A 24,319-nucleotide genomic window follows, 5' to 3' on the forward strand; every position below is an offset into this window, starting at 1 on the left:
CCTTGACTTGGGGTGCGGCGTGGTACCCCTATCGGGCCGGCAGGTGCTCTTCCTGCCGGCGGAGCCGGCCCCACCACGCCGCGAGGGGCCCCAAGTCAAGGCCCAATCGCTGCGCCGAAGGCGCGACTCAACCACCGACAGCGAAACACCGCAGCACAGCAACCATAAGAACCCAGCCCCGACGAAACCGGCAGCCAAGCAAAGACCCCAGCCCCAACGAGAACCGGCAGAGGCCAACCCCGGCGAAAACCGGCAGCCAAACGAAGCCCCCCAACGAAACCGCCAACCAAGCCACAAACAACGGGCCCCCGACCAGAAGAGGTCAGGGGCCCGTTAGATCCAACCACAACTACCAGCTAGCCAACTTCTTGTTGGGAAGCAAGAACACCAGCCCAAAAGCAACAGCAGCAACAGCGGCAACGATCAACGCCGTAGTCACCATGCCCGAAGTCAAATCGGCAGGATTGGCGGTCAACGTGAAGTAGATGGTCGCAATGACGCCGACCCCGAGGGACCCGCCGAACTGCTGCACGGCGGACAGGGTGCCGGAGGCGGAACCGACCTCGCGCTGACTGACGCCACCGAGCACGACGCGGAAGAGCGGTCCGAAGATCACGCCCATCCCGGCGCCGATGAGCAGGTGGGCGGGAACCAGGAGCCACGAGGTGATGGTGTTGCCGTAGTGGTCGACGGTCAGTGCGAGCGTGACCAGGCCGATGATCATCACGGCGAGTCCGCCGTGCAGGATGTGTCGGCCGAACCGGGCGGTGAGCTTGGTGGCCACCAGCCCGGCGCCCGCGATGCCGAGTGACAGCGGGATTCCGGTGAGCGCCGCGTGCACGGGGGTGAAGTGCAGGCCGATCTGCAGGTACAGCGTGATCACGAGCACGACTCCGGCGACTGCGCCGAAGAAGACGATCGCGATCGCCAGTCCGCTGATGAACACGCGGTTGCGCAGCAGGCTGGGTTCGATGATCGGTGCGCGGGTCGTGTGGCGCTCGTAGACGGCGAAGAGGCCGAAGGCCACCACACCGGCGGCGAGCATGACCCAGATCCAGACGGGCCAGCCGTGGGCACGGCCCTGGACCAGCGGGTAGATGACCAGAACCGCCGCCGCGGTGACGATGGAGGCGCCGATCAGGTCGAGCCGCATGTTGAGCTTGTCCTGCTTGCGGGGCAACAGGAACACCGCGCCTGCGAGCGCGATGAGCCCGATGGGCAGGTTGACGAGGAACACCATGCGCCAGCCGGTGCCGAAGATGTCCGCGTCGATCAGCGCGCCGCCGAGGATCGGGCCGCTGACCGAAGCCAGGCCCATGATCGGGGCGAAGAGGCCGAACGCGGTGCCGAGCTCCCGTTGGGGGAACACGGTTTTGAGGATGCCCATCCCCTGCGGGATGAGCAGGGCGCCGAAAGCGCCTTGGAGCACACGGGCGGCGATCAGGGTGCCGGGGCTGCCTGCGAGCCCGCAGGCGACCGAAGCGGCGGTGAAGCCGGCCGCGCCCACGAGGAACATCGTGCGGCGGCCGTAGATGTCACCGAGTCGGCCACCGGTGATCAGGAAGACGGCGAACGCCAGCGTGTATCCGGCGGCGAGCCATTGGAGAGTCGAGTTGCCGCCACCGATTTCGGCCTGCACCGAGGGGGCGGCGACGTTGACGATCGTGGTGTCGATCTGGTTCATGATGTTCGGACACAGAACGACCCCCCAGATCAGCCAGCGACGGGGGTTCGGGGGTTCGGCGGATTCCGCCGGTCGGGCCCACGCGGTGGCCGTAGCGCCACCGTGGGAGTCAGTTGGACGGTCTGTCCCGGCATCTGAACCGGGGCGAGCCTCGCGAGAGCTGTCTGAAGACATGGTTCATCCTTGGTGCCACCCTTCGACTCAGGCTGCTGCCTGGTCCCACTGTTGCGGCGTATATATGCGAATAGTTGCGCGCATGACGCTACCAGAGCGACACGCTGCGTGGTCGCTGGTTTGATCACACGGAGACCACCTGACCCGTCACGGTCGAGGCCTCGGCACCGACCAGGAACGGCAGCGCGCCGGCGACGTGCGCCGGGTCGATGACGTTCGAGGTGATGCCGAACGGGCTGAGCTCCAACGCGATTGTCCTGGTGAATCCGGACAATCCTGCCCAAATCGTCGCATTCGAACACTCGGCGACGGTGATGATGCGGCCTCCACCGTTCTTGATCATCGGATCGACGACCGCCCTGCTGAGCAGGAAGACCGCGCGCAACCGGGACGCGGTGGACGCGTACCAGTCGGGCTCGGGCAGTGCGTCTCCGACGACGTTCACGAGCACCTCCGGATCGCCGAGCGTCGAGCACACCTCGGCGAGAGCGGCGTCGACCGAGGTGGCGTCGGTGACGTCTGCTCCGATTGCTGCCGATCGCATGCCCAGCTCGGTGATCCGGTGCGCGGTGTCCGTGCACGCGTTCTCGTCCAGCAGTGCGACACCCATGCCGCACTGGGCCAGTCTCAGTGCAACGGCGGCGCCGATCTCCGAAGCACCGCCGGTCACGATCGCGACCCTTGCCATGGCTCGTCCTCTCACCCGTGGCCGCCGTCGACGTAGATCGTCTGACCGGTGACGTACGAGGCGTCCGGGCCGGCCAGGAAGGCGACCACGCCGGCGATGTCGTCCGGCGAACCGACGCGGCGCAGCGGAATCCGCTCCGCCGCGGTGCGCCGGAACTCGTCCGGGGCGACGCCCATCCGGCCCGCGGTCTCGTCCGTCATCGCGGTGGCGACGAAGCCGGGTGCGATGGCGTTGACCGTGATCCCGTGCGGCCCCAGCTCCGCCGCGAGGGTCCGGGTCAGGCCCTGCACCGCGGCCTTCGCGGTGGAGTAGTTGGCCTGGCCCTGGTTGCCCAGTGCGGCGATGGAGCTGAGGTTCACGATCCGTCCGGACCGCTGCCGCACCATGTGCGTCCGCGCGGCGCGCGAACACAGGTAAGCGCCGCGCAGGTGCACGTCCACGACGGTGTCCCAGTCCTGCTCGCTCATCATGAAGAGCAGGTTGTCCCTGATGACACCGGCGTTGTTGACCAGCACGTCCACCCGGCCGAACTCGGTGACCGCGCGGTCGACGGCCGCGTCGACCTGGTCGGCGGACGTGACGTCGCACGCGACGCCGATGGCACGGCCGCCCGCGGCCTTGATCGCGGCGACGGTGCCGGTCGTGTCGTCCTCGATCCGATCGAGGACGACCACGGCCGCTCCGTCCGCCGCCAGCCGGGCCGCGGTGGCGGCGCCGATGCCCCGCCCCGCACCCGTGACGATCGCGACGGGATCCATTCGCTAGTCGCCTGCCGTCGCGTCGATCAGGCTCTTCGGACGCAGGTCGAGCCAGTTCTGCTCGATGTGGGCGAGACACGCCGCGCGGCTGTCCGGGCCCATGACGACCCGCCAGCCGCCGGGCACGCCCGCGAACTCGGGCCAGAGTGAGTACTGCTCCTCGTCGTTGATCAGCACCAGGTAGGTGCCGTCCTGGTCTTCGAACGGGTTGGACACGGGCGGATCCTTTGCTCGGAGGTCGGTTGGGTTCACCCGGCGGCGGCCGCGGTCCCTGCCTTCGACAGGGCGCCTTGGTCGGCCTTGAGGGAGACGGGCAGCGAGCTCATGCCGTGCAGGATCGTGGAGTAGATCCAGTTCTCCTTGCCGGTCTGCTCGAAGCCGCCGACCATCCGGCGCAGTCCGTCGAGCACCGCCTCCACCTCGAGCTTGCCGAGGTAGTGGCCGAGGCAGAAGTGCGAGCCGAAGGCGAACGTGAGGTGCTTGTTGGGCGTGCGGTTCAGGTCGAACCGGTACGGGTCCTCGAAGACCTTCTCGTCGCGGTTGGCCGAGTAGATCCAGACGCTGACGGGGTCGCCCTTCTTGATCAGCTGCTGCCCGTTCACCACGACGTCGCCGGTGGTCATGCGACCGCCGTGCAGTGACGGCACGGTCCACCGGAGCACCTCGTCCGCCGCGGCGCTGATGTCGACCTCGCCGCGCTTGAGCGCCTGCCACTGGTCCGGGTGCTCCATCAGCGCGAGCACGCTGCCGGTGATGGCGTGCCGGCCGGTCTCGTCGCCGCCGATCATCAGGCCGTAGCAGTTGGCCATGAGCTCGGCGTCGCTGAGGTTCTCGCCGTCGATCTGGCTGTTGGCGAGCAGGCTGATCACGTCGTTGTGCTCGCTGCTGCGGCGGGTGCTGGCCAGGTCGGAGAAGTACAGCAGGATCTCGTTCTTGGCCGCCCAGCTGTCCTCGGGTGGAGCGTCGGCGTAGTCCGAGCTCCACGCGTGCGCGGTGAGGCTGAGCAGGTACTTGCGGTCCGAGCGGGGCACCGCGAGCAGGTCGCAGATCGCGCCGAGCGGGACGTTGCCGGAGACGTCCTTCGCGAAGTCGCAGTCGTCGTTCTCGATGGCGTCGGCCAGCAGCCCGTCGACCGTGATCCGCAGTGACTCGCCGATGTCGTGCAACATCCTGGGGGAGAAGGCTTTCATCAGGATGTTGCGGATCTGCGTGTGCCGGATGCCGTCGGTCACCGCGAGCATCGACCCGGCGGCCGAGTCGCCGCCGTTGAGCAGCGTGCCCAGTGCGTTGCCGTGCTCGGTGGTGAAGTGGTCCTTGTCCTTGTACACGGCCACGGCGTCCTCGTGCCGGGTGATCACCCAGAAACCGGGCTGCGAGCCGCGCTCGGTCTGCCAGTAGAACGGCTTCTCGGCACGGAGGTATCGCCAGACTTCGTCCAGCTCGAACTCGGCGTGCAGCCGCGGGTCGGCCAGGTCGATGTTCTCGAGGTCGTCGGGGGAAACCATCGGTCGTGCGGTCATCGTCGTCTCCTGTTACTGGCTGATGCTGCGTGCCACGGCGGCGAGCGCCTCGATGGTCGGGTTCTGGATCATCTCCCTCGGCGTGATCGCGAGCCCCGCCTCCCGGGCCTTCTGGATCACCGTGATCGCGAGCAAGCTGTTGCCGCCGAGCTCGAAGAAGTTGCTCGCGGTGTCCACTTCGGACACCGGGAGGATCTCGATGAAGATCGCGCTGAGCGCCTGCTCCGCCGGAGTGCGCGGGGCGATTCCGTTCGCCGACGAGGTGACCTCAGGAGCGGGCAGCGCCCGGCGGTCGAGCTTTCCGTTGGGCAGCAGGGGAAAGGCGTCCAGCGTGACGTACGCGGTGGGCACCATGTGCTCGAGCAGGAACCGGCCCGCGTGCTCGCGGAGCTCGGCCGGTGCGGGCTTCGCGTCGCCCGCGGGGATGACGTAGGCGACGATCTGGTCCTCGCGCACCACGGCGACGACCTGGCCGACCGACGGGTGGCCCGCCAGCACGGACTCGACCTCGCCGAGCTCGATGCGGAACCCGCGGAGCTTGACCTGGTCGTCGACGCGGCCGTGGAACACGAGGCTCCGGTCCGGCTGCCACGACACCAGGTCGCCCGTGCGGTACATGCGGGAACCGTCGGCGGCGAACGGGTTGGCGACGAAGCGCTCGGCGGTCAGCGCCGGGCGCTGGAGGTACCCGCGGGCCAGCAGGTCACCGCTGACGTAGAGCTCGCCGGGTGCGCCGGGCGGCAGCGGCCGCAGGGCGCGGTCCACCACGTAGATCGCGGCGCCGGGAATCGCCTGTCCGATCGGGGGAGCGGCGGAACCGGACAGCGGCTCGCTCATGGTCGCGCAGACGGTGACCTCGGTCGGGCCGTATGCGTTGATCATGCGGCGGCCGGGTGCCCAGCGCGCGACGAGGTCGCCGGAGCACACCTCGCCCGCGACCAGCAGGCTCCGCAGGCCGGGCACCGCTTCCGCGGCCACGCTGCCCGCGGCCACCGGCGGCAGCACCGCGTGGGTGACGCGCTGCTCGGTGACCACCTGGGCCAGCACGTCACCGGCGAGCGTGCCCGCGGGCGGGATCACCAGCGCGGCTCCGGCCGCGAACGTCGCGAGCAGCTCGAAGACGATCGCGTCGAAGCTCGGCGAGGAGAACTGCAGGACCCGGCTGTCCGCGTCGACGGCCATCCGCTCGCTGTTTGCCGCCGCCAGCCCGGCGAGCCCGGCGTGCGTGACGGCGACGCCCTTGGGCTTCCCCGTCGAGCCGGAGGTGTAGATGACGTAGGCGAGACCGGCCGGTGCCACTGGTGCGCCCGCCGGGTTCGCGTCGGAACGGCCGCGCAGGGCGATCGTGACGTCGGTGTGGTCCAGCAGGACGCGCTGCGGTCCTTCGGGCAGCACCGCCGCCTTGGTGGTGCACAGCAGCGCCGGACCGGCGTCGCGGATCATGTACTCGATGCGGTCGGCCGGGTAGCCGGGGTCGATCGGGAGGAACGCGGCACCGGCCTTGGTCACCGCGAGCATCGCGATGATCATGTCGACGGACCGCGGCAGCGCGAGCGCGACGAGCTTTTCGGGGCCCGCTCCCAGATCGGCGAGCAGCCCGGCGAGCCGGTTGGCGCGCCGGTTCACCTCGTCGTAGGAGAGCGTCACGTCGCCGGAGACCAGCGCGGTGTTGGCCAGCCGGTCACGTGCCTGGCGTTCGAACAGTCCGGCGAGCGTGACGGTGGAATGTGCGTCTTTCGGCAATTCACGTTGCTGCAGATTTATGTCATGGGCCATGACGTGAGCTCACTCTCTCGATCGTCTTGGAGAAGCCTGATTGCGATAGTGACAAAGGGCGGTCGGCGGTCGCTGAAATATCACTGAAGGCAATTCGGCTGGTTTTGCTCAGTCAGAGACCATTGTTTTTCCAGCCGTTCAGGTATGGCGGTACGGGCGGATCGGAATGCCGACCCGCTGCAGGCCGGAGTAGTCGACGACCTCCCAGTGCTCGACCACCTGGCCGCTGGACAGCCGGAACATGTCGGAGGTGCGCATGAAGAGCTTCTTGCCGGTCGGCATGCGGCCTCGGGCGAACCCGGTGTTCGTGCCGCGCCAGGTGGCGAAGACCATCACCTTGTCGCCGTGCGCCAGCACGTTGTCCGGCGCGACGGAGAGATCCGGGTAACGCGCGAAGTTGCCCCGGAAGAACTCCTTGAACGCCTCGACGCCGTTGGGCACGGCGGGCATCTGGTCGTTGTGGTGCACGTAGTCGCGGGAGTAGTGGACGTCCGCGCGGTCGAGCTGGTGCTGCGTCATCACCTCGTCGTAGGCGCTGAGCACCACCCCGACGTTGGCCTCCTCGGCCGGGGTGTGCGGGCCGATGAGGTCGAGGCTCGACGGGAAGTCGTCGCGCTGCGGCGTGAAACCGAACGTGCCCAGCTCGCAGTAGTCGACCACCGCGCCGTGCTCGGCCACCGCGCCGTCGGTCACCCGGAACAGCTCGCTGGTGTGCAGCTCGAGATCGCGGCCGTCGGCGTCGTGCCCGCGCCAGGTGAGGAACGACATGACCTGGTCGTGGTCGGTGAGGGTGAGGTCGACCGAGACCTTGAGATCTCCGAACGTCTGCAGGAACTCCTGCCAGAACCCTTCGAGGTCGTCGCCCACTCTGGGGTCGTGCTCGGCGTAGCCGGCGGGGAAGTACGCGGGCAGCCGGTCGAGCCGGTGCTCGTTGTGGATCTCCTCGACGAGCTGCCGGACCAAGTCCTCGCTCGGGCTCACGCGACACCGCCCTGGATCACGGCGGCCTCGTCCTCGTGCATGATCCGCGCGCCGAGCTGCTGGACCCGCTGCCGGTCGACCTTGCCCGACGCGCTGAGCGGGAGCTGTTCCCAGCGCACGAACCTGACCGGGGCGTGCCGCACCGACATCGCCTTGCCGACGTGCTCGCGCAGCGTCGAGAACCTGGTGCGGCCGTCCGGTCGCAGCACGACGGCGGCGTGCACGTGCTCGAGCTCGTCGGCGTCCTTCTGCGCGTAGACGCACGCGTCGACGACGTCGGGGTGGCCGGTGAGCACCTTCTCGACGTCGGCGGGGTAGACCTTCGTGTCGCCCGCCTTGATGATGTCGCCGATCCGGCCGAACAGCCGCAGGTAGCCCTCGCCGTCGAGGCGGCCGAAGTCGCCGGTGTGCAGCCAGCCGTCGCGCAGCACGCGTGCGGTGAGCTCGGGGTCGTCGACGTAGCCGCTCATCATGTTCGTCGAGCGCACGCAGACCTCGCCGATCTCGCCCTCGCCCACCTCGCGGCCGGTCTCCGGGTCGCAGATCTTGAGCGCGACGTCCGGGCTGGGCCGCCCGACCGTGGACAGCAGCTCGGGCCGCTGGTGGTCGGCGGGGCTCAGCAGGGTGATCCGGCCCGCCTCGGTCGTGCCGTAGTTCTGCGTCAGCGCGGCACCGAAGACGGGCAGCGCCTGCTCGAGCCGGGCCGGCGAAGCCGGACAGCCGACGTACAGCAGCTGGTACAGCGACGAGACGTCCGTGGTCTTGAGGTCGGGGTGGTCGAGCAGCGCGTACAGCTGCGGGACACCGATCATGGTGCCGGTGACGCGGAACCGTTCGATCGCGCGCAGGGCCGCGCCGGCCTCGAACCCGTCGTGCAGCAGGACCGTCCCTCCTGCGGCGATCATGATGTCCACGACGAGACCGACCGAGTGGCTCAGGGGGCTCACCGCGAGGAACTTGATCGCGGCGCCGTCCGGAACGGCCGACGCGCCCCACAGCACGGTGGAGTTCCACGCGTCGAACCGCAGGCAGACGCCCTTCGGCCGGCCTGTGCTGCCGCTCGTGTAGGTGACGTTGGCGCGCTCGGGCTTCTGCGGCGCGATGTCCGTCTCCGCGACCGGGCCGTCCAGTGCGGCGGCGCCGGGTACGGGGGCGCCGAAGCAGCCCAGCTTCAGCCCGCCGGGCATCAGGTCGCTGAGCGCCTTGGCCCGCTGCGCGCGTTCGGAGTCGAAGACGAGCACGGACGCCTTGGTCTCGCCGAGCATCCGGACCTGCGTCTCGATGGACAGGTCGGGGCCGCTGGTGCCGGGGTTGGCGCCGCGGATGTGCACGACCGACGCACCGAGCAGGTGCGCGGCGTACCGGGCGGTCAGCGTCGACGGGCTGTTGTTCCTGGTCAGGATCGCGACCGTGCTGCCGGTGCCCACGCCGAGCTCGCGCAGGGCGGCGGTGGCCGCGCGCACCGAGTTTCCGAACGTGGTGCCGGAGACCGGGGCGTCCTCCCACCACAGCACCGGGTCGTCCCCGCGCTCGGCCAGCGTGTCGAGTATTCGCGTCACGTAGTGCTCGGAGATGCTGGGCAGGTCGAATTCCGCGTCGGTTCTTGGCACTGTCGCCGGCTCCAATCGTGCTGATCGCTCACGGCGCTGCGCGATGGCGCCTCGGAGCGAGGATGGGGCCGGTTCCTGAGCATTCGCTGGAATCCAGCTGAACGCCGCTGTATGTAGGTTTTGGTCCTGCATGTCCGAATTGGCCGCGCGGCTCACCCGATCGGCCCGGCCGCTGCCGCCTGTCGGATGAATTCTTGTCCTGGGGCGCGACTGTGGCCTATAGTTGCGCTCAGAACGCAAGTTTCCTTGCGTTGAGGACGCTCGCCGGGGTCGACCGGCGACGCAGGACGATCAGAGGTGATTCCGAGCGCGAAGAGGACCGCGTCCCCTCGTGGACGGCGGTTGAACCCCTTTTCTCGTCTCGACGGGACATGCTTCGTCGTGTCCAGGTCACTCGCGTCCCTCAACGTGAGGAATTTTTCTTATCTGACCCGTTCTCTTCGAGGCGCCGCAGTGCGCCGATTCGCGGTGCACCAGTTGTCGGGCACATTGTCGTGCCGGGCTGTCGCACGCCCACATCGCTTTGAGTCATCGTTTTTTGCAAGGTTCTAAGGAGAAATCGTGATCCTCGTTCTTGGTGCCACCGGCAAGGTCGGTCGCGCCCTCGTTCCCGCCCTGCTCGACGCCGGTGCCGGCGTCCGTGCACTGACCCGCGACCCGGCCAAGGCCCGCATCGACCCGCGTGCCGAGGTCGTCGCGGGTGACCTCGGCGTGACGGAGGATCTGCCGCGACTCGTCGACGGCGTCGACAAGGTCTTCGTGCTCACCTCTGGCCACGGCCGCAGCGGTGCCGCCCAGGAGGCCGCGGTGGCCGCGGCCGCCGCCAGCGCCGGCGTCACCCACCTGGTCAAGCTGTCCACGACCGGTGTCCACTTCGGACAGCAGGACCCGATCACCGCCGGCCACGCCGAGGCCGAGCAGGCCATCCGCGATGCCGGTCCCGCGTGGACGATCCTGCAGCCCGGCACGTTCATGGACAACAGGTTCGCCTGGCGTCGTTCGATCATCACCGACAACGCCGTGTACGTCCCCGAGGGCGACCCGTCCTCGGCGCTCGTGCACACCCGCGACATCGCGGCGGTCGCCGCGCTGACCCTGACCACGTCCGGTCACGAGGGCCAGACCTACCAGCTGACCGGTGGCGAGGCGCTCACCACCGAGGAGCAGGTCGCCATCCTGTCCGAGGCGATCGGCCGTCCGCTGAAGTTCGTCGAGGAGCCCGAGCCCGAGGCGCGCGAGCGGATGCTGGGCTTCGGCTGGCCGCAGTCGGCCGTCGACGGCGTCTTCGACCTCAAGCGCGAGTCGGCGGACAACGAGAGCATCGTGTTCGACACCGTGCAGCGGTTGCTCGACCGTCCGGCGCTCACCTTCGCCGACTGGGCCCGTGAGTACGCGAAGAACTTCAGCGCCTGAGCACGAGGGCAGGGCCTCGACCGCCATCGCGGTCGAGGCCCCGCTCGCTATCCGCTGATGCCGACCTTCGCCACGAAACCGGGGTTGCCGGTCTGGGCTTTGACATCGCCGATTCCCGTCCAGTCGCCCGCCGCGGAACGCCGGATCGCGTGGAACAGTCCGCCTGCGCGCGTGGAGAGGAGAATCTGCAGGTCGCCGTTCACACCCGCGGCGGAGACGTCGGTGACGACGCCGGGGTTGCCGGTCTGCGCTTTCACGTCACCGAACGCGGTCCAGAAGCCCGGCGGGAACCGAATGGCGTGGAAGAGTCCTCCGTCGTTCGTGCTCACCAGGACGTGCACGTCACCGAAGATGCGCGCGGCGGAGACGCGCCGGACGTAACCGGGGTTGCCTGCCTGGCTCTTGGCATCGCTGATCGGAGTCCAGCTGCCGTCCGGCTGGCGGGTCGACTGGAACAGCCCGCCGTTCGCCGTGGCGGCGAAGATGTGGAACGCGCCGTTGCCGCCCACCGCGCCGACGTCGGTGACGTATCCGGGGTCCCCCGTCAGCGCTTTGACGTCGGTCATCGCGCTCCAGTTGCCCGCGGGGAACCGGATGGCGTGGAACAGCCTGCCGTTGTTCGTCCTGGTCAGGATGTGCAGGCTGCCGGAAACGTTGGCCGCGATCGCGTCGACCACGTACCCGGGATTGCCCGTCTGGGCCTTGACGTCGCCGATCGGGGTCCACGAGCCGTCACCGTGGCGAATCGCGTGGAAAAGACCGCCCGTGCGAGTCACGGCGAGGACGTGCAACTCGTCCAGAATGGCCGCGTCGGAGATGTCGGTGACGTATCCGGGGTCGCCGGTCTGGCCCTTGACGTTCCCCATGCCGGTCCAGTTCCCGCCCGCGGCCCGGACGGAGTGGAACAATCCGCCGTTGGCCGTCGCGACGACCACGTGGGCATCGCCTGCGGCGGCGATCGAGGGGCCGCCTGCCTGTGCGCCGGCAGTTCCGGCGGTGAGCCAGACCAGCACCCCGAATGTCGCTGTGAGTCTGATTGTCGCATTTCGTATTTTGCTCAAGGTCCACCCCTGGTTCGGCGACGGTGTGTGTTGCGCGGGGTAGGTTAACCTAGCTTTTCGAATGGCGACATACCCATTGCACGGGAATTAATCGCACGCCCGGACACATCAGTTTTCCGGATAGTTGGTGGTGTGCAGGATTTCAGCGGAATTCGAGGGTTCGGCCAGCACGTCGTGCTAGGCGAGTCGGCGTGCTATTCGTCCAGTAGTTCGCGGGCGTATTTGACCAGCGCCGCGCGGTCGGGCTGGTTCGTGCGGGCGCGCAGGCTCGCGACGTGCCGCTCGACCGTGCGGGGTGACAGGAAGAGCCGTTCGCCGATCTCGGCGTTTCCGAGTCGCTCGGCGACGAGCCGGAGCACCGCGAACTCCGCGACCGTGACCCCGTCCTTGCGCAGCTCGGCCGGGATGGTGTCGTGGTCGCGCCTGCGTCGCGGCGGCGGGGCGCCCGCACCGCGCAGCAGCGCCCGGCAGGCCGCCGCCACCTCGGGCACGCGTCTGCCGTGGAAGTACTCCTCCGCCTCCCGCAGCCAGTTCAGCGGGCTGCCCCAGCCGTCGGTGATCGCGCAGGCCGCGGCGAGCCGGGCGCCGAGGTGGCGCGGCAAGCCCAGGCCGGCACCGAGATCCATCGCCTCCCGCGCGGCCTCGGCGGCGGCGTCCGATCGGCCTTCGCGGCCCAGCAGCACGGCTCGGCTCCACGCGAAGTACGTCCGGTGCACGTGCACCTGGGCGAGGTGCGACCCGGCGAGCTCGTCGTGCTCGCGCCAGCCCGCGCGGTCGTGGACGACGCGCAGCAGGAGGTAGGGCCCTTCGTAGAAGGTGCCGCGGATGTGCGGGACGGTGTTGGCGGCGTGATCCACTTCAGCGAACTCGGTCAGCGCCCGCTCGGGCTGTTCCTCCAGCAGCGCGCACAACGCCGAGCTGTGCGCCCAGACCTCCGCGCAGTGCCCGTGGTCGCGCAACCGGGCGAGTGCCTGGTCGGTGGGCTTGCGGCGACCGTGCGCGGCGGCGATGCCCGCCTCCACGGCGGCGGCCAGCCGTTGCAGCTCGCGCAGCTGCAGGCGGTCCGCGGCCTCGGCCGCTTCCGCGCCGTGGCTCGACGCCTCGACGTACTGCCCCCGCAGGAGGTACGTGCTGGCCAGGTGCAGGTCGATCGTGATGATCATGGCGACCGCACCGGACGCGTGCGCGGCCCGTCGCGCGGCCAGCAGTCCGGTGGGGCTGGTGTGCTGGTAGGTGTCGGTCACCCCGAGTTCGAGCAACGCCCGGATGCGCCAGGCGGCGAGGCCGTGCTCTTCGGCGATCGACCGCCATCGCTCGATGTGCTCACGGGACTGCGGGAGATCACGTGCCCGCGCGCAGCGGGTCAGCACCTCGAGCGCCTCGCAGACGACCTCTGGGGTGCCGTTCGCGGCCGCGCGCTCGGCGAGTGCGCGTGCCTCGGGCAGCCGGTCGAGCTGGTTGAGGCCGAGCACGAGGTTCGCCTCGACGGCGTCGATCGACGCCTCGGTGACGGGATCCGCGTCGTTCGCGCGCAGCAGGCGGCGAGCGGTCGACACCTGGTCGAGCCCGATGTGCCAGCGCCCGCACACCGCAGACGCCCGCGCCTGGGCGAGGTGAACCGAGGCGCGTCTGGCCAGTGGCGCGTGCGCCGCGGTGAGCGCCTGCTGAACGCGCTCACCGAGTGCGAAGACCCGTTCGCTGCCGCTGTTCGGCACCAGCAGCGCCGCCTGCGGCAGCGCGGATGCCAGTGCTTCGAGCAGGTCCGTCACGAGCGCGGGATCGGGGTCGGGATCCGCGATCGACAGGCCCCGTTCGAGCAGTTCGACGGCGGTGGTGAACCGGCCGCGCCCCGTGGCGCGACGACCGGCGCGCAGCAGGACGCGGGCGGCCCGCTCGGTGTCGCCACCCGCCGCCCACAGGTCCGCCGCCCGTACCGCCTCTCGTGGGCAAGCGCTTTCCACGGCCTGCGCGGCCGTGCGGGACAACGCCGTGCGTTCCGCCGCGGTGAGCCTGCTCAGGATCGCCTCGGCGGTCAGCGCGTGGCGGAACGCAGGCGCGTCGGCATCCCCCGTGGTGATGAGCCGCGCCCGCGCCGCGTGGCGCAGGTGCTTGAGCGCGTCGCCGGGAGCGATGCCGGCGACGGTGGCCGTGATCTCCACCGGGAGACCGTTGCCGAGCACGGCCAGTGCCTCGAGCAGTGCGACGCCGGTGGTGCCGATCCGGTCGACCCGTTGCAGAATCGCCGTCGTCACGTTGGGCGGCAGGCCGACCCGCACGTCACCGTCCACCCGCCAGGCCCCGCGGTCGTGCCGCAGGACGGCGTTGCCGACCATCGCGCCGAGCAGTTCCTCGACGACGAACGGCACACCGCCTGCGACCCGGCGCAGGTGGGCGATCACGTCGGGTGGCACCTCGCCGACGGGGGTCTCGAGGCAGTGCGCCGCGAGCTCCGCCGTGCCGTCGTCGTCCAGTCCCGCCAGCCGCCGCACGGTCGCGACCCGCCGTGCGCAGGCCTTCTCCGCCAGCTCGGCCGCGCCGCCGGGATCCGGCCGCAGCGTCGCCAGCAGCAGCACCCTCTCACCGGCCAGGTTGTCCACCAGGTAGTCCACGACGGCGAGCGTCTCCGCGTCGGCGTCGTGCAGGTCCTCCAGCAGGAGCACGGTCGTCCTGGTGGTCAGCAGCCGCAACACGGCCTCTGCGCGCACGACGACCGGGTCCGGCACGTCACCGGGGGCCTCCGGTGCGAGGCGGTGCAGGACGGGGAGGTACGCGCCGAGCTGTGCTGTCCCAGGGGCTTCGTCCCCGCGAAAGGCGGACAGCGCCGCCTCGGCCAAGGCGCGTAACGGAACCTGGGCGCTGGCTCGGCCGCGCAGCACCCGGAACCCGCGCATCGCCGCCTCGGCGACGACCTCGGAGGCCAGCCGCGACTTGCCGATTCCCGGTTCTCCGACCAGGAAAACCGCGCCACCCCGGCCACTTCCGGCTCGGTCGACGGAGGCGAGCAGCGCCGACTGGTCGTCGTTTCGGCCGACGATCACGGGTGACGTGAGGTGCATCCGCCTGCTTCCAGAGGCTCGGTGCCCGGCTCGTTCCGGGCCACGGAAGCTTACGGAGAATGATCACCAAAAGGTGAAACCTTGTCGCGTTTTGGACAAGGTCTCACCCTGTTGTGATCAGGACGTGAGCAGAGATGCTCCATACGCAGCAAGGGATTTGGTGATGTCGACGTAGGCGATCCGCCACGAGCACTGCCTGCCGACGACACCCGTGCACGTCGCCGGGGCGTTGGTGATGTCCGCCGCGGAGAGCGTTCCGTACGCGGTGACCTTGCCCGCGGCGTTGTGGACGAAGAGCGCTCCGCCGCTGTCGCCCGCTCCGCCCGCGTTGGTCCGGTCAGCCTGCTCGGCGACGACCACCGGGAAGACCGAGACCGCGTCCGGAGTGTTGATCGTCTGGTTGACCGCGACCACGCGGATCCGGCACGACTCGTCCGAACGGGCCGACGACCGGCACACGAGGTTGCCGACGAAGCTGGCCGACGAGCCGGAGACGCGCCTCGAGTCGATGCCGTCGTAGAACCCGGTGTACATCGACCCGGTCGCGGGTGCGTCGATCAGCAACGTGTCGTGGGCGTTGTCGTCACCGACGACCGGGCCCATCGGATCGTCGCCGCCGTCCTTGGCGTTGAAACCGTTGGACGCGCAGTGGCCTGCGCTGAGCACCTTGGTCCGGCCGCCGTGGCGCACGCCGAACCCGGTGCTGCAGAACCCGATCGCGCCCTTCCACAGGCCGCCGCCGAAGTAGGGCGGCACGTCGTTCTGCTTCCCCGCCGCGGGCGTCATCGCGGCCCCGTGCTCGACGGTCACCGGCACCGAGGCGTCGAACGCGGCGGTGGTGACCCCGGAGGCGGTCACGGTCAGTCCGCTGCCGTCGACCTCCGGCGCCACCGCGTGCACACCGGGCCGCGCGGCGATCCGTGCCGCTTCACGCAGCAGCTCCGTCTCGGAATGCCGCGCGGGCAGCACGTCCACCGGCAGTTCACGGCGAATCCCGCCGACCACTTCCGTCACCGGCCCCGGCAGCGCGCCCTTCCAGTAGACCGTCAGCCGACGGCTCTCCGGCGCGGCCACGATCCCGGCGTAGCCGCTCTCCGCGCCGAGCTCCCGTTGCGCCGCAAGGATCTTCTCGCCCGCGGCGTTGAGCCGTTCCTGCGTGGTGGTCAGCTCGGCCCACGAGCCGAAGCCACCCGGTACGTCCTGCGCCGCCGCGACCGACGGCGTCGTCGAGATCAACGACGCCGTCAGCACCGCCAGTGCTCCACCTGTCACGCGCCACTTCCGGCCAACCCCGCATCGCCGCACGGGCACCCCCTCCTGTGACCCCGAACAAGACCGTTGATCAGCCACAGTGTGCCGATGCGGGTTCGCGGTGACATGAGGGTTGAGCCCTCACATACGGTCGATCAGCGGTAGCGGGGCGAAGGTGTGGTCCTGCCAGATCAACCGCGATGCCTCCTCCGGGTAGGCGGTGACGGCCGGGTGGACGTCGAAGAGCTGCGTGAGACGGTGCTCGGTGTCGTACGCGGGCCAGCCGGGGTCGCCGCCGATGGCGAACGCGGTCCACGCGGCGCGCATGCGGGCGGACAGCTCCGCTGCCTCGCCGGAGGGGTCTTCACCGATGAGCGCGGCAGGCTGACCGCTGCTCAGGTTGCCGAAGACGAGCGGCACGTCGAGGCCGTGGCAGGCGCCGAACGCACCGCCCATGCCGGGGGCGGGCCAGGTCAGCTCGAAGAGGTGGACCCGGCCGCCCGCCGCGGCCTGCGCCTCGGCGAGGTGCAGCGACGGCATGCGGAACAGCCAGTCCGAGTTGACCAGTTCGTAGAGCTCCTCCGGGCCCGCGTCCGGAAAGGCCTCGTGGTACCGGCTGCCGCCGTCGGGGGCGAGCGCCTCCAGTGCGGTCGCCGCCTGCTCCGGTGTCACCTCGCCGAGCATGCCTTCGATGACGGTGAACAGCCGCTGCTCGTCGCGGGTGTGGCCGACGATGAGCTCGACGTCCCGACCGGCGCCGTCGGCCAGTGCCTGCCACGGCGTGACGGGCAGGACGTCGCCGTCGACGACGGCCGCGAACGTGATCGTCCGGTGTGCGGCCCGGCCCCAGCGCTCCGCCCACTGGCCGATCTTCGCGGTGACCGCGTCACCGGCGGCGGGCAGCAGGGCAGGGTCCACAGTGGACAAGTCGGCGACCGTGGGACGCAGCCCCAGCTCCGTGGCGAAGGCCGCGGCGATGTCGGCGGCGAGCTCCGGCGTGAAGAACGGGCCCGGCACGCTCTGCGCGATCGCCCGGTGGAAGAGCCCGGCCGCGCGCGGCATCGTCAGCAGGGCGGCGACCGACCCACCGCCCGCCGACTCGCCGAAGACCGTGACCCGGTCGGGGTTGCCGCCGAAGGCCCGGATGTTGTCGCGCACCCACTCCAGAGCGGCGACCTGGTCGAGCAGACCCCGGTTGGCCGGGGCTCCCTCGATCAGCGCGAAACCCTCGACACCGGTGCGGTAGTTGAACGTCACGACGACGACGCCGTCCCGTGCGAGGCAGGCGCCGTCGTACTCGGGGAGGCCGGACGTGCCGAACGCGTAGCCGCCGCCCTGGATCCACACCATGACCGGCAGCTCCGCACCCGGACCGGGCTCCGGCGACCAGACGTTGATCGTCAGCCAGTCGTCGCCGGGTGCGTCCTGCGCCAGCGCGTCCATGCCGAACATGCCGGGCTGTGGTGGCGGCGGGCCGTAGGACACGGCCTCCCGCACGCCGTCCCAGCCTCGCGCCGGCTGTGGCGCGGCGAACCGCAGCGCGCCGACCGGCGGCTCGGCGAACGGGATGCCGCGGAAGACCGCCACACCCGCCTCCCGGCTGCCGCGCAGTGTTCCGGCCGCGGTGCGGACCTCGGGCTGGGCAGCGGTCATCACGACTTCCTCTCCTGGTGGGGGCAGCACATCCTTCCCGCGGCACGGAGTTGCGTGCCAGCCATTTACCGGCGGCCGGGACTCGATCACCGCTCCAGCGGTGTGCGGCACCCTGGTTCGCATCATGGAGAACAAGAACGTGTGCGAACTCGACGAAGTGCTGACAGGCGCGCGGATCGAACCGGAGGTGTGCCTGCTGCGCCCGGACTTCGCGGTGCTGCTGATGGTGGCGTCCGGTCTGCCGGGCGGCCCGTCCGACGACGCCAGCGACGCGCTGCTCGCGGCCGCCGAGGAGCAGGTCACGCCGGATCACCCGCACGAGCAGGCGTGGGCGGACGCCTACCGGGCGTTCGGCGCGAAGCCCAACCGGACCCGCCCCTCGGTGACCGCGCTGCGCAGGCGGCCGGGGCTACCGCGGATCAACAAGCTGGTCGACGTCTACAACGCGGTGTCGGTGCGGCACGCCCTGCCCGTCGGCGGCGAGGACCTCGACGCCTACCGGGGTGCGCCCCGGCTGTTCCGGGCGCGGGGCGACGAGGAGTTCGAGACCTCCGCGGGCGTCGAGCACCCCGAGCCCGGCGAGGTCGTGTGGGGTGACGACGCGGGGGTGACGTGCCGGCGGTGGAACTGGCGGCAGTGCGCCCGGACGCAGATCACCGAGCGGACCGGCCGCGCGTTGTTCATGCTCGAGCGGCTCGAGCCGATGACCCTCACCGCGCTGCTCGCGGCGGGCGAGGAGCTGCGCGGTCACCTCGAGGCGCTCGGCGCGGACGTTCGGACCAGACTGATGAGGTGATCGCCTCTTCCCTTCCGAGACGGTCGAGTCCAGGATGGTGCGCACCCCACCACGAGGAGTGACCGTGATCATCCGCCTGGTCCTCGCCGCCCTGCTCGCCGCAGTGGCGCTCACACCGTCGGCAGGAGCGCAGGCTCCCTGGTGGGAGCCCGTGAACCGACCGGCGCCGGACTCGGAGATCAACGTCAGCGGGGAGCCCTTCCGGGGCACCGACAGCCAGGGCAAGGTGCGCGGGTTCGTCGACGCGCACAACCACCTGATGACGAACGAGGCGTTCGGCGGCAGGCTGATCTGCGGCAAGCCGTTCTCCGAACAGGGCGTCGCCGACGCGCTGAAGGACTGTCCCGAGCACCACCCGTTCGGCCTCGGCGCGATCTTCGAGGCGATCGTGGCGGACCCCGACGGCCACGACCCGGTCGGCTGGCCGACGCTCAAGGACTGGCCGTCGTACAAGACCGTCTCGCACCAGCAGAACTACTACGCCTGGGTCGAACGCGCCTGGCGCGGCGGCCAGCGGGTGCTCGTGGCCGACCTGACGAGCAACGCGGCGCTGTGCTCGATCTACCCGTTCAAGGACCGCGGCTGCGACGAGATGGACTCGGTCCGCCTGCAGGCCCGCCGGACCTACGAGCTCCAGGACTACGTCGACCGCATGTTCGGCGGCGCGGGCAAGGGCTGGTTCCGGATCGTCACGACCCCCCAGCAGGCGCGGAACGTGGTCGCGCAGGGCAAGCTCGCCGTGGTGCTCGGCATCGAGACCTCGGAGATCTTCGGCTGCCGCCAGGTGCTCAACTTCCCCGCGTGCACCAAGGGCGACATCGACCGCGGACTCGACGAGGTCTACGCGCTCGGCGTGCGCAGTGTGTTCCCGTGCCACAAGTACGACAACGCGTTGTGCGGCGTCAGGTTCGACTCCGGCACGTCCGGCGCGGTCGTCAACGCGGCCCAGTTCCTGCGCACCGGCACCTGGTGGACGACCGAGAAGTGCACCGGCCCGCAGCAGGACAACCCCATCGGGCTCGCGGCGCCGAACGCGCTGATCCCGGCGGGCGTCGTCGCCCCCGCGTACGACCCGGCGAAGCGGTGCAACACCCGCGGCCTGACCGCGCTCGGCGAGTACGCCGTGCGCGGCATGATGCAGCGGCACATGATGATCGAGATCGACCACATGAGCGTGAAGGCCGCCGGGCGCACGCTCGACATCGCCACCCAGGCCCGTTACCCCGGCGTGCTGTCCAGCCACAGCTGGATGGATCCGAAGTGGACGGAGCGGGTCTACCAGCTCGGCGGTTTCGTCGCCTCGTACGAGATGGACAGTCCCGCGTTCGTGGAACAGACGGCCGCCACCAGCGCGCTGCGCCGCCAGTACAACGTGGGTCTCGGGTTCGGCACCGACTACAACGGCGTCGGCTCGCACCCGAGTCCGCGCGGCGGCGTCACCTACCCGTTCCGCAGCTTCCCGGACGGGCCGCTGGTCGACCGGCAGCGCACCGGCCAGCGCGTGTGGGACATCAACACCGACGGTGGCGCGCACGTGGGCCTGGTGCCGGACTGGATCGAAGAGGTGCGGAAGCTCGGCGGGGACCAGGTCGTGAACGACCTGCTCGCCGGGGCCGAGTCCTACCTCGGGACGTGGGCGGGCGCGCAGCGCTGGCCTTCCTGACGCTGTTGGCGGGAGCCGATTCACCCCGTTCGCGCGAAGCAGCCGCGCGAACGGGCGGTGCAGGGTGTGGAGACGCACGTGTCCACACCCTGACAGGAGAACGTGATGAAGGGACCCACTGCCCCGGTCGTGGTCGGCGTCGACGGCTCGTCCTCGGCGCTCGCCGCGGTCGAGTGGGCCGCCGGTGAATGCGCTCACCACAAGGCTCCGCTGCGTCTGGTGCACGGATACGTGCTGCCGGTGCGCGGATACCCGGAGGTCGTGCTGACCGGCAACGAGGTGCGGCAGGCGATGGAGGTGCGGGCGCGGGAGTGGCTCGGCGACGCCGAGGCGGTGGCGCGCACCGCCGCGCCGGACGTCGAGATCACCACGCACCTGGCCGCATCGGGCGCCACGGCGTTGCTCATCGAGGAGTCCCGCGACGCGCGGCTGATGGTGCTCGGGTCGCAGGGGCTCGGTGCGGTCACCGGACTGCTCGTCGGGTCGGTCGCGCTCGCGCTGGCGTCGCACGGGAAGAGCCCGCTCGTCGTCCTCAGGGGGACTCCGGCACCCGACGGTCCGGTCGTGGCCGGCGTCGACGGCTCGCCGACGAGCGAGGCGGCCTTGGCGTTCGCCTTCGAGGCGGCGTCGGCGCGGGACGCGTCGCTGATCGCGGTCTTGTCGTGGCAGGAGTACGCGGTCGACAGCGCGTACCACCTGTCCCGGCTCGCGATCGACTGGGACCGGGCCGAGGAGAGCGAGCGCAGGCTGCTCGCGCAGCGGCTCGCGGGCTGGCAGGAGAAGTACCCGGACGTGCGGGTGCACCGGGTGGTGCTGCGGGACCGTCCGGTGCGCGCGTTGATGCGCTACGGCGCCGATGCGCAGCTGCTCGTCGTCGGCAGCCACGGCCGCGGCGGGTTCGCCGGAATGCTGTTGGGGTCGACCAGCCAGGCGTTGCTCTACCACTCGCCGTGCCCGCTGGCGATCGTCCGCCCCACCTCGGGGTGAGGTCGGCGAGCGGTCTGCGGATAACCGGGGCAGGCGCTTCGCGCACGTGCTACTCCTACGCGCGTGCGTGCTGAGGATCATGCGAGTGCGGTCCACGTGGCCGTGGTGTCCCCGGACGGCCGAGTGGGCGTGACCGCGACGCGACCGGGCGAGATCCGGTTGTGGGACATGGCAACCGGCGGTCTGCTGGCCGTCAGGGCCGAGTCCGACGAGGTCGTGGAGAGCGCCGCGTTCACCGGCACCGGGCAGCTCGTGGCCAGGGGGTCCTGGTCGGCGAAGCGGTGGACGGAGGAGCTCGTCGAGCTCCCGGACGCAGGCGAGTGGGTGGAGCTCGCGGTCGGCAGCCGGATGCGGGTCACCGACGACATGCGCCTCGCCACGGTGGTGGTCCCCGCGGGCGGCAGGCTCCTGGTCGGCCACGACGCGACCGGTGCCGTCCACGCGTGGCACCACCAAGGTCGCACCGTCCACACGGATCCGTACCACTGGCTGAGCCCCCGTTGGTCCTATGTGGACGAACAGGCTGACCAGCGGTTGCTGTGCGTCTGCGACGACGGGCGGCTGGTGGTGTCACCGAGGCCGGGCAGGCTCGTCGTGCTGGACGCGAACACCGGTGCCGCGGTGCGCACGATCGAGGCGCCGGAACCGACGGCACTGGCGGGCCACCCGGATCTGCCGCTCGTCGCGCTCGCGGACCGGGACGGCGAGCTGCGGTGGTGGGACGCGGCGAGCGGCGAGCCGCTGGGCCGGGTCCAGGCGCACGGCGACCGGGTTCGCGGTCTCGCGGTCGCGGCCGAGGGGCTCGTGTCCGCGTCGCGGGACGGCACGGCCGCGCTGTGGGACTGGGACGGCGCGCTGCTGGGCCGGTTCACCCCGGCGCCCGCCGACCGTCCGCGGGTGCCGGCCGGCCGGCAGGACCCGCACGAGCTCGCGCTGGTCGCCGGGACGCCCGACGGCAAGCGGTGGCTGGTCTGCGGGTACGGCGGGCAGGTGCACGTGCTCGACGGCGAGCTGGTTCCGGTCCGCCACGGCCAGATCGTTGCGGCGCAGGGGATGCTCGACGTCGACGAGGTGCTCGACGCGATCGCCGCCGGTGGCGCGGAGTTCGCCGCGGTGGCGCGGACACTGGCCGTGCCCGGTGCACTGGACGAGCTCCACGGCGACGCACACCCGTACGACACGGACAAGGTGATCGCGCGTGCGCTGGACGGGCCCGTGCGGTCGGACGACCCCGACGTCGTGGAGGCCGCCGCGCTGGCGCTGATCGAGCTCCGGCCGAACAGGGCCATCGCGCTGTGCTGGGAGCTGATCAGACGCGTTCCCGGTATCGCGGGAAGGCTGCTGGCCGACGTCACCGGTTCGGAGCCGCCGGGAGTCGACGGCCTGCTCGAACAGCTGCCGCGCGTCGACCACTTCACCGCACTGCTCGTCGCGGGCGCGCTCGCCGAGCACGGAGACGCGGCGGTCGACGCGCTGTGCGCGGCCCTGCGCGAGTTCCCTCCCGGCTGGGAGGAGATCGGGCACCGGGTGGTGTGGGCGGTCGAGTTCGTCTGCCCGCGTGACGGTCTTCAGCTGATGCTGACCTCCGCCACGCCACGTGCGCGCAACATCGCGATGGACGCGTACAGCTCGGCGCACCGCGACAGCAGGCACGGCGGCCTGAAACCGTTGTACGACTCCGAAGAGCTCGACCGGGCCGTGCACGACTGCGCCGTGCGGGAGCTCGCCGCGACCGAACCGGGTTACGGCTCACGCGACAACCAGTACGAGGCGATGTACGCGTTGTGGTTCTGCTTCGACCACGCCGACGCGCCGCTGATCGCTCAGGTGCTGGCCACCACGGAGGACTCGGGCGTGCGCAGCATCGGCCTTTCGCACGTGGAGGAGATCTTCCAGACCGATCCTCTTTTCGACAGCGGGTTGCTCGACGCGTTGCGCCGCACGGCATCCGACCCCGACGAGAGCTGCGGCACCCGCACGGAGGCGCTCCGCTACGCCGCGGGCAGCGCCCGCGAGGAGGTCGTGCCCTGGATGCTCGCCGCACTCGACGACCGCGACCGCCGCGTCGTGGCCGGCGCCATCTACGCCTTGCTGTTGAAGGACAAGGAGCGCTTCGCCGCGCGGGTGGCGCCGCTGCTCGACGCGTGGGAGGACACCGACGGGTGCGGCTGGGAGATCGGCGAGGCGCGCGACATCCTCGCCGGCGAGGAGTCCTGAAGCGGTACCACAACGTCCGCGAACCTATTTGGGGGAAGACCTTGGCACCATCACGCTCGACCATCACTCGGCGCGCCCTCCTGAGCGCGGCCGCGCTCCTGCCGCTGGCCGGATGCTCGAACAACGCAGCACCGTCCACGTCCACATCGACCTCCACGTCGACGCCGACGTCTGCTGCCCCGGTGACCGAGCACGACGACGATCGCCTGGCCGAGCTGGAGCGGAAGTTCGACGCACGCCTCGGGGTGTACGTGCTCGACACCGGCTCGGGCGCCACCATCGTCCACCGGCCGGACGAGCGGTTCGCGTTCTGCTCGACGTTCAAGGGCGTGGCGGCGGCCGCCGTGCTGCACCGCAACCCGTTGTCGCACCTGGACACCGTCGTCAGGTACACCGAGGCCGATCTCATGGAGCACGTTCCCGTCACCGGGCAGCACGTGGCCACCGGGATGAAGATCCGGGACCTGTGCGACGCCGCCATCCGCCACAGCGACGGCACCGCGGGCAACCTCCTGGTCCGCGACCTCGGCGGGCCTGCCCAGCTCACGGACTTCGTGCGCGGCCTCGGCGACACCGTGACCAGGATGGACCGGATCGAGCCCGCGATCACCGAAGCGACACCGGGAGACCCGCGCGACACGACCTCTCCCCGTGCGTTCGGCACGACCTACCAGAAGATCGTGCTGGGGCCCACCCTGCCGGACGACAAGCGCGCCTTCCTCCGCGACCTGCTGGAACGCAACACCACCGGCGACCAGCGCATCCGGGCGGGCGTGCCGCAGGGGTGGGTCGTGGCCGACAAGACCGGGACCGGGAGCTACGGCACGCTCAACGACATCGCCGTCGTGTGGCCGCCGAACGCCGCGCCGCTCATCATCTCGATCATGTCCAGCAAGGCCGCGAAGGGCGCCAAGGCCGACCAGGCCGTCATCGCCGAGGCCGCCGCGCGCGTCGTGGCCGCGTTGACCTGAGATCGATGTTCACGGATTGATGTTCAGCGTCCTCGCGCTGATCCCGGACAACGTCGGAGC

The 24,319-nt window shown here is 70.5% G+C and carries 18 protein-coding genes; 6 read left to right on the plus strand and 12 right to left on the minus strand.

From position 1 onward, the window contains the following. Positions 1-349 precede the first annotated feature (349 nt). From FKR81_RS38425 to FKR81_RS38460, 8 genes are all read right to left on the minus strand, one after another. The gene (locus FKR81_RS38425; RefSeq protein ID WP_186763420.1) at positions 350-1,684 is read right to left on the minus strand and encodes an MFS transporter; all 1,335 of its coding nucleotides are present in this window, start codon (positions 1,682-1,684) and stop codon (positions 350-352) included. 298 nt (positions 1,685-1,982) lie between these two features. After that, a complete protein-coding gene (locus tag FKR81_RS38430) occupies positions 1,983-2,546 on the minus strand; it encodes an SDR family NAD(P)-dependent oxidoreductase (protein ID WP_146359504.1) in 564 nt (187 codons plus the stop codon). A gap of 11 nt (positions 2,547-2,557) precedes the next feature. Then, positions 2,558-3,304: a 3-oxoacyl-ACP reductase FabG gene (fabG, locus tag FKR81_RS38435; protein WP_146359507.1), complete on the minus strand. Its 747-nt coding sequence runs from the start codon at positions 3,302-3,304 to the stop codon at positions 2,558-2,560. 3 nt (positions 3,305-3,307) lie between these two features. After that, the gene (locus FKR81_RS38440; protein ID WP_146359510.1) at positions 3,308-3,520 is read right to left on the minus strand and encodes an MbtH family protein; all 213 of its coding nucleotides are present in this window, start codon (positions 3,518-3,520) and stop codon (positions 3,308-3,310) included. A 32-nt stretch (positions 3,521-3,552) separates the two neighbouring features. Further along, the gene (locus FKR81_RS38445; protein ID WP_146359513.1) at positions 3,553-4,824 is read right to left on the minus strand and encodes a cytochrome P450; all 1,272 of its coding nucleotides are present in this window, start codon (positions 4,822-4,824) and stop codon (positions 3,553-3,555) included. Between the two features lie 12 nt (positions 4,825-4,836). Continuing rightward, positions 4,837-6,567 (minus strand): amino acid adenylation domain-containing protein, encoded by a 1,731-nt coding sequence (locus FKR81_RS38450; RefSeq protein WP_222598543.1) that lies wholly within the window; start codon positions 6,565-6,567, stop codon positions 4,837-4,839. Positions 6,568-6,738: 171 nt separating this feature from the next. Next, positions 6,739-7,581, minus strand: a complete 843-nt coding sequence (locus FKR81_RS38455) for an ester cyclase (protein ID WP_186763421.1) — start codon at positions 7,579-7,581, stop codon at positions 6,739-6,741. Then, positions 7,578-9,191, minus strand: a complete 1,614-nt coding sequence (locus FKR81_RS38460; protein WP_222598544.1) for a class I adenylate-forming enzyme family protein — start codon at positions 9,189-9,191, stop codon at positions 7,578-7,580. The genes FKR81_RS38455 and FKR81_RS38460 overlap by 4 nt, the downstream gene beginning before the upstream one ends. 561 nt (positions 9,192-9,752) lie before the next feature. On the opposite strand from FKR81_RS38460, the gene FKR81_RS38465 reads away from it, so the two are divergent. Further along, positions 9,753-10,604, plus strand: a complete 852-nt coding sequence (locus FKR81_RS38465; protein ID WP_146359522.1) for an NAD(P)H-binding protein — start codon at positions 9,753-9,755, stop codon at positions 10,602-10,604. Between the two features lie 47 nt (positions 10,605-10,651). Here the strand turns inward: FKR81_RS38465 and FKR81_RS38470 are convergent, their stop codons facing one another. The 4 genes from FKR81_RS38470 to FKR81_RS38485 form a co-directional block, all read right to left on the minus strand. After that, the gene (locus FKR81_RS38470) at positions 10,652-11,617 is read right to left on the minus strand and encodes a hypothetical protein (protein WP_146359525.1); all 966 of its coding nucleotides are present in this window, start codon (positions 11,615-11,617) and stop codon (positions 10,652-10,654) included. A 242-nt stretch (positions 11,618-11,859) separates the two neighbouring features. Beyond that, positions 11,860-14,721 (minus strand): ATP-binding protein, encoded by a 2,862-nt coding sequence (locus FKR81_RS38475; protein ID WP_146359528.1) that lies wholly within the window; start codon positions 14,719-14,721, stop codon positions 11,860-11,862. Between the two features lie 117 nt (positions 14,722-14,838). Beyond that, positions 14,839-15,993, minus strand: a complete 1,155-nt coding sequence (locus tag FKR81_RS38480) for a chymotrypsin family serine protease (protein WP_146359531.1) — start codon at positions 15,991-15,993, stop codon at positions 14,839-14,841. Between the two features lie 120 nt (positions 15,994-16,113). Beyond that, complete coding sequence (locus FKR81_RS38485) at positions 16,114-17,625, minus strand: carboxylesterase/lipase family protein (RefSeq protein ID WP_146359534.1); 1,512 nt, start codon at positions 17,623-17,625, stop codon at positions 16,114-16,116. Between the two features lie 124 nt (positions 17,626-17,749). Between FKR81_RS38485 and FKR81_RS38490 the strand changes: the two genes are divergently transcribed. From FKR81_RS38490 to bla, 5 genes are all read left to right on the plus strand, one after another. After that, positions 17,750-18,421, plus strand: coding sequence for a B3/B4 domain-containing protein (locus tag FKR81_RS38490; protein WP_146359537.1), 672 nt, complete (start codon positions 17,750-17,752; stop codon positions 18,419-18,421). A 64-nt stretch (positions 18,422-18,485) separates the two neighbouring features. Next, positions 18,486-20,084, plus strand: a complete 1,599-nt coding sequence (locus tag FKR81_RS38495; RefSeq protein WP_222598545.1) for an amidohydrolase family protein — start codon at positions 18,486-18,488, stop codon at positions 20,082-20,084. A gap of 105 nt (positions 20,085-20,189) precedes the next feature. Next, the gene (locus FKR81_RS38500) at positions 20,190-21,071 is read left to right on the plus strand and encodes a universal stress protein (RefSeq protein WP_146359544.1); all 882 of its coding nucleotides are present in this window, start codon (positions 20,190-20,192) and stop codon (positions 21,069-21,071) included. Between the two features lie 63 nt (positions 21,072-21,134). After that, a complete protein-coding gene (locus tag FKR81_RS38505) occupies positions 21,135-23,288 on the plus strand; it encodes a WD40 repeat domain-containing protein (RefSeq protein ID WP_146359547.1) in 2,154 nt (717 codons plus the stop codon). Between the two features lie 62 nt (positions 23,289-23,350). Then, the gene (bla, locus tag FKR81_RS38510) at positions 23,351-24,259 is read left to right on the plus strand and encodes a class A beta-lactamase (protein ID WP_407936582.1); all 909 of its coding nucleotides are present in this window, start codon (positions 23,351-23,353) and stop codon (positions 24,257-24,259) included. The last annotated feature ends 60 nt before the right edge of the window (positions 24,260-24,319 follow it).

Source organism: Lentzea tibetensis (assembly GCF_007845675.1).
Classification (GTDB): Bacteria; Actinomycetota; Actinomycetes; order Mycobacteriales; family Pseudonocardiaceae; genus Lentzea; species Lentzea tibetensis.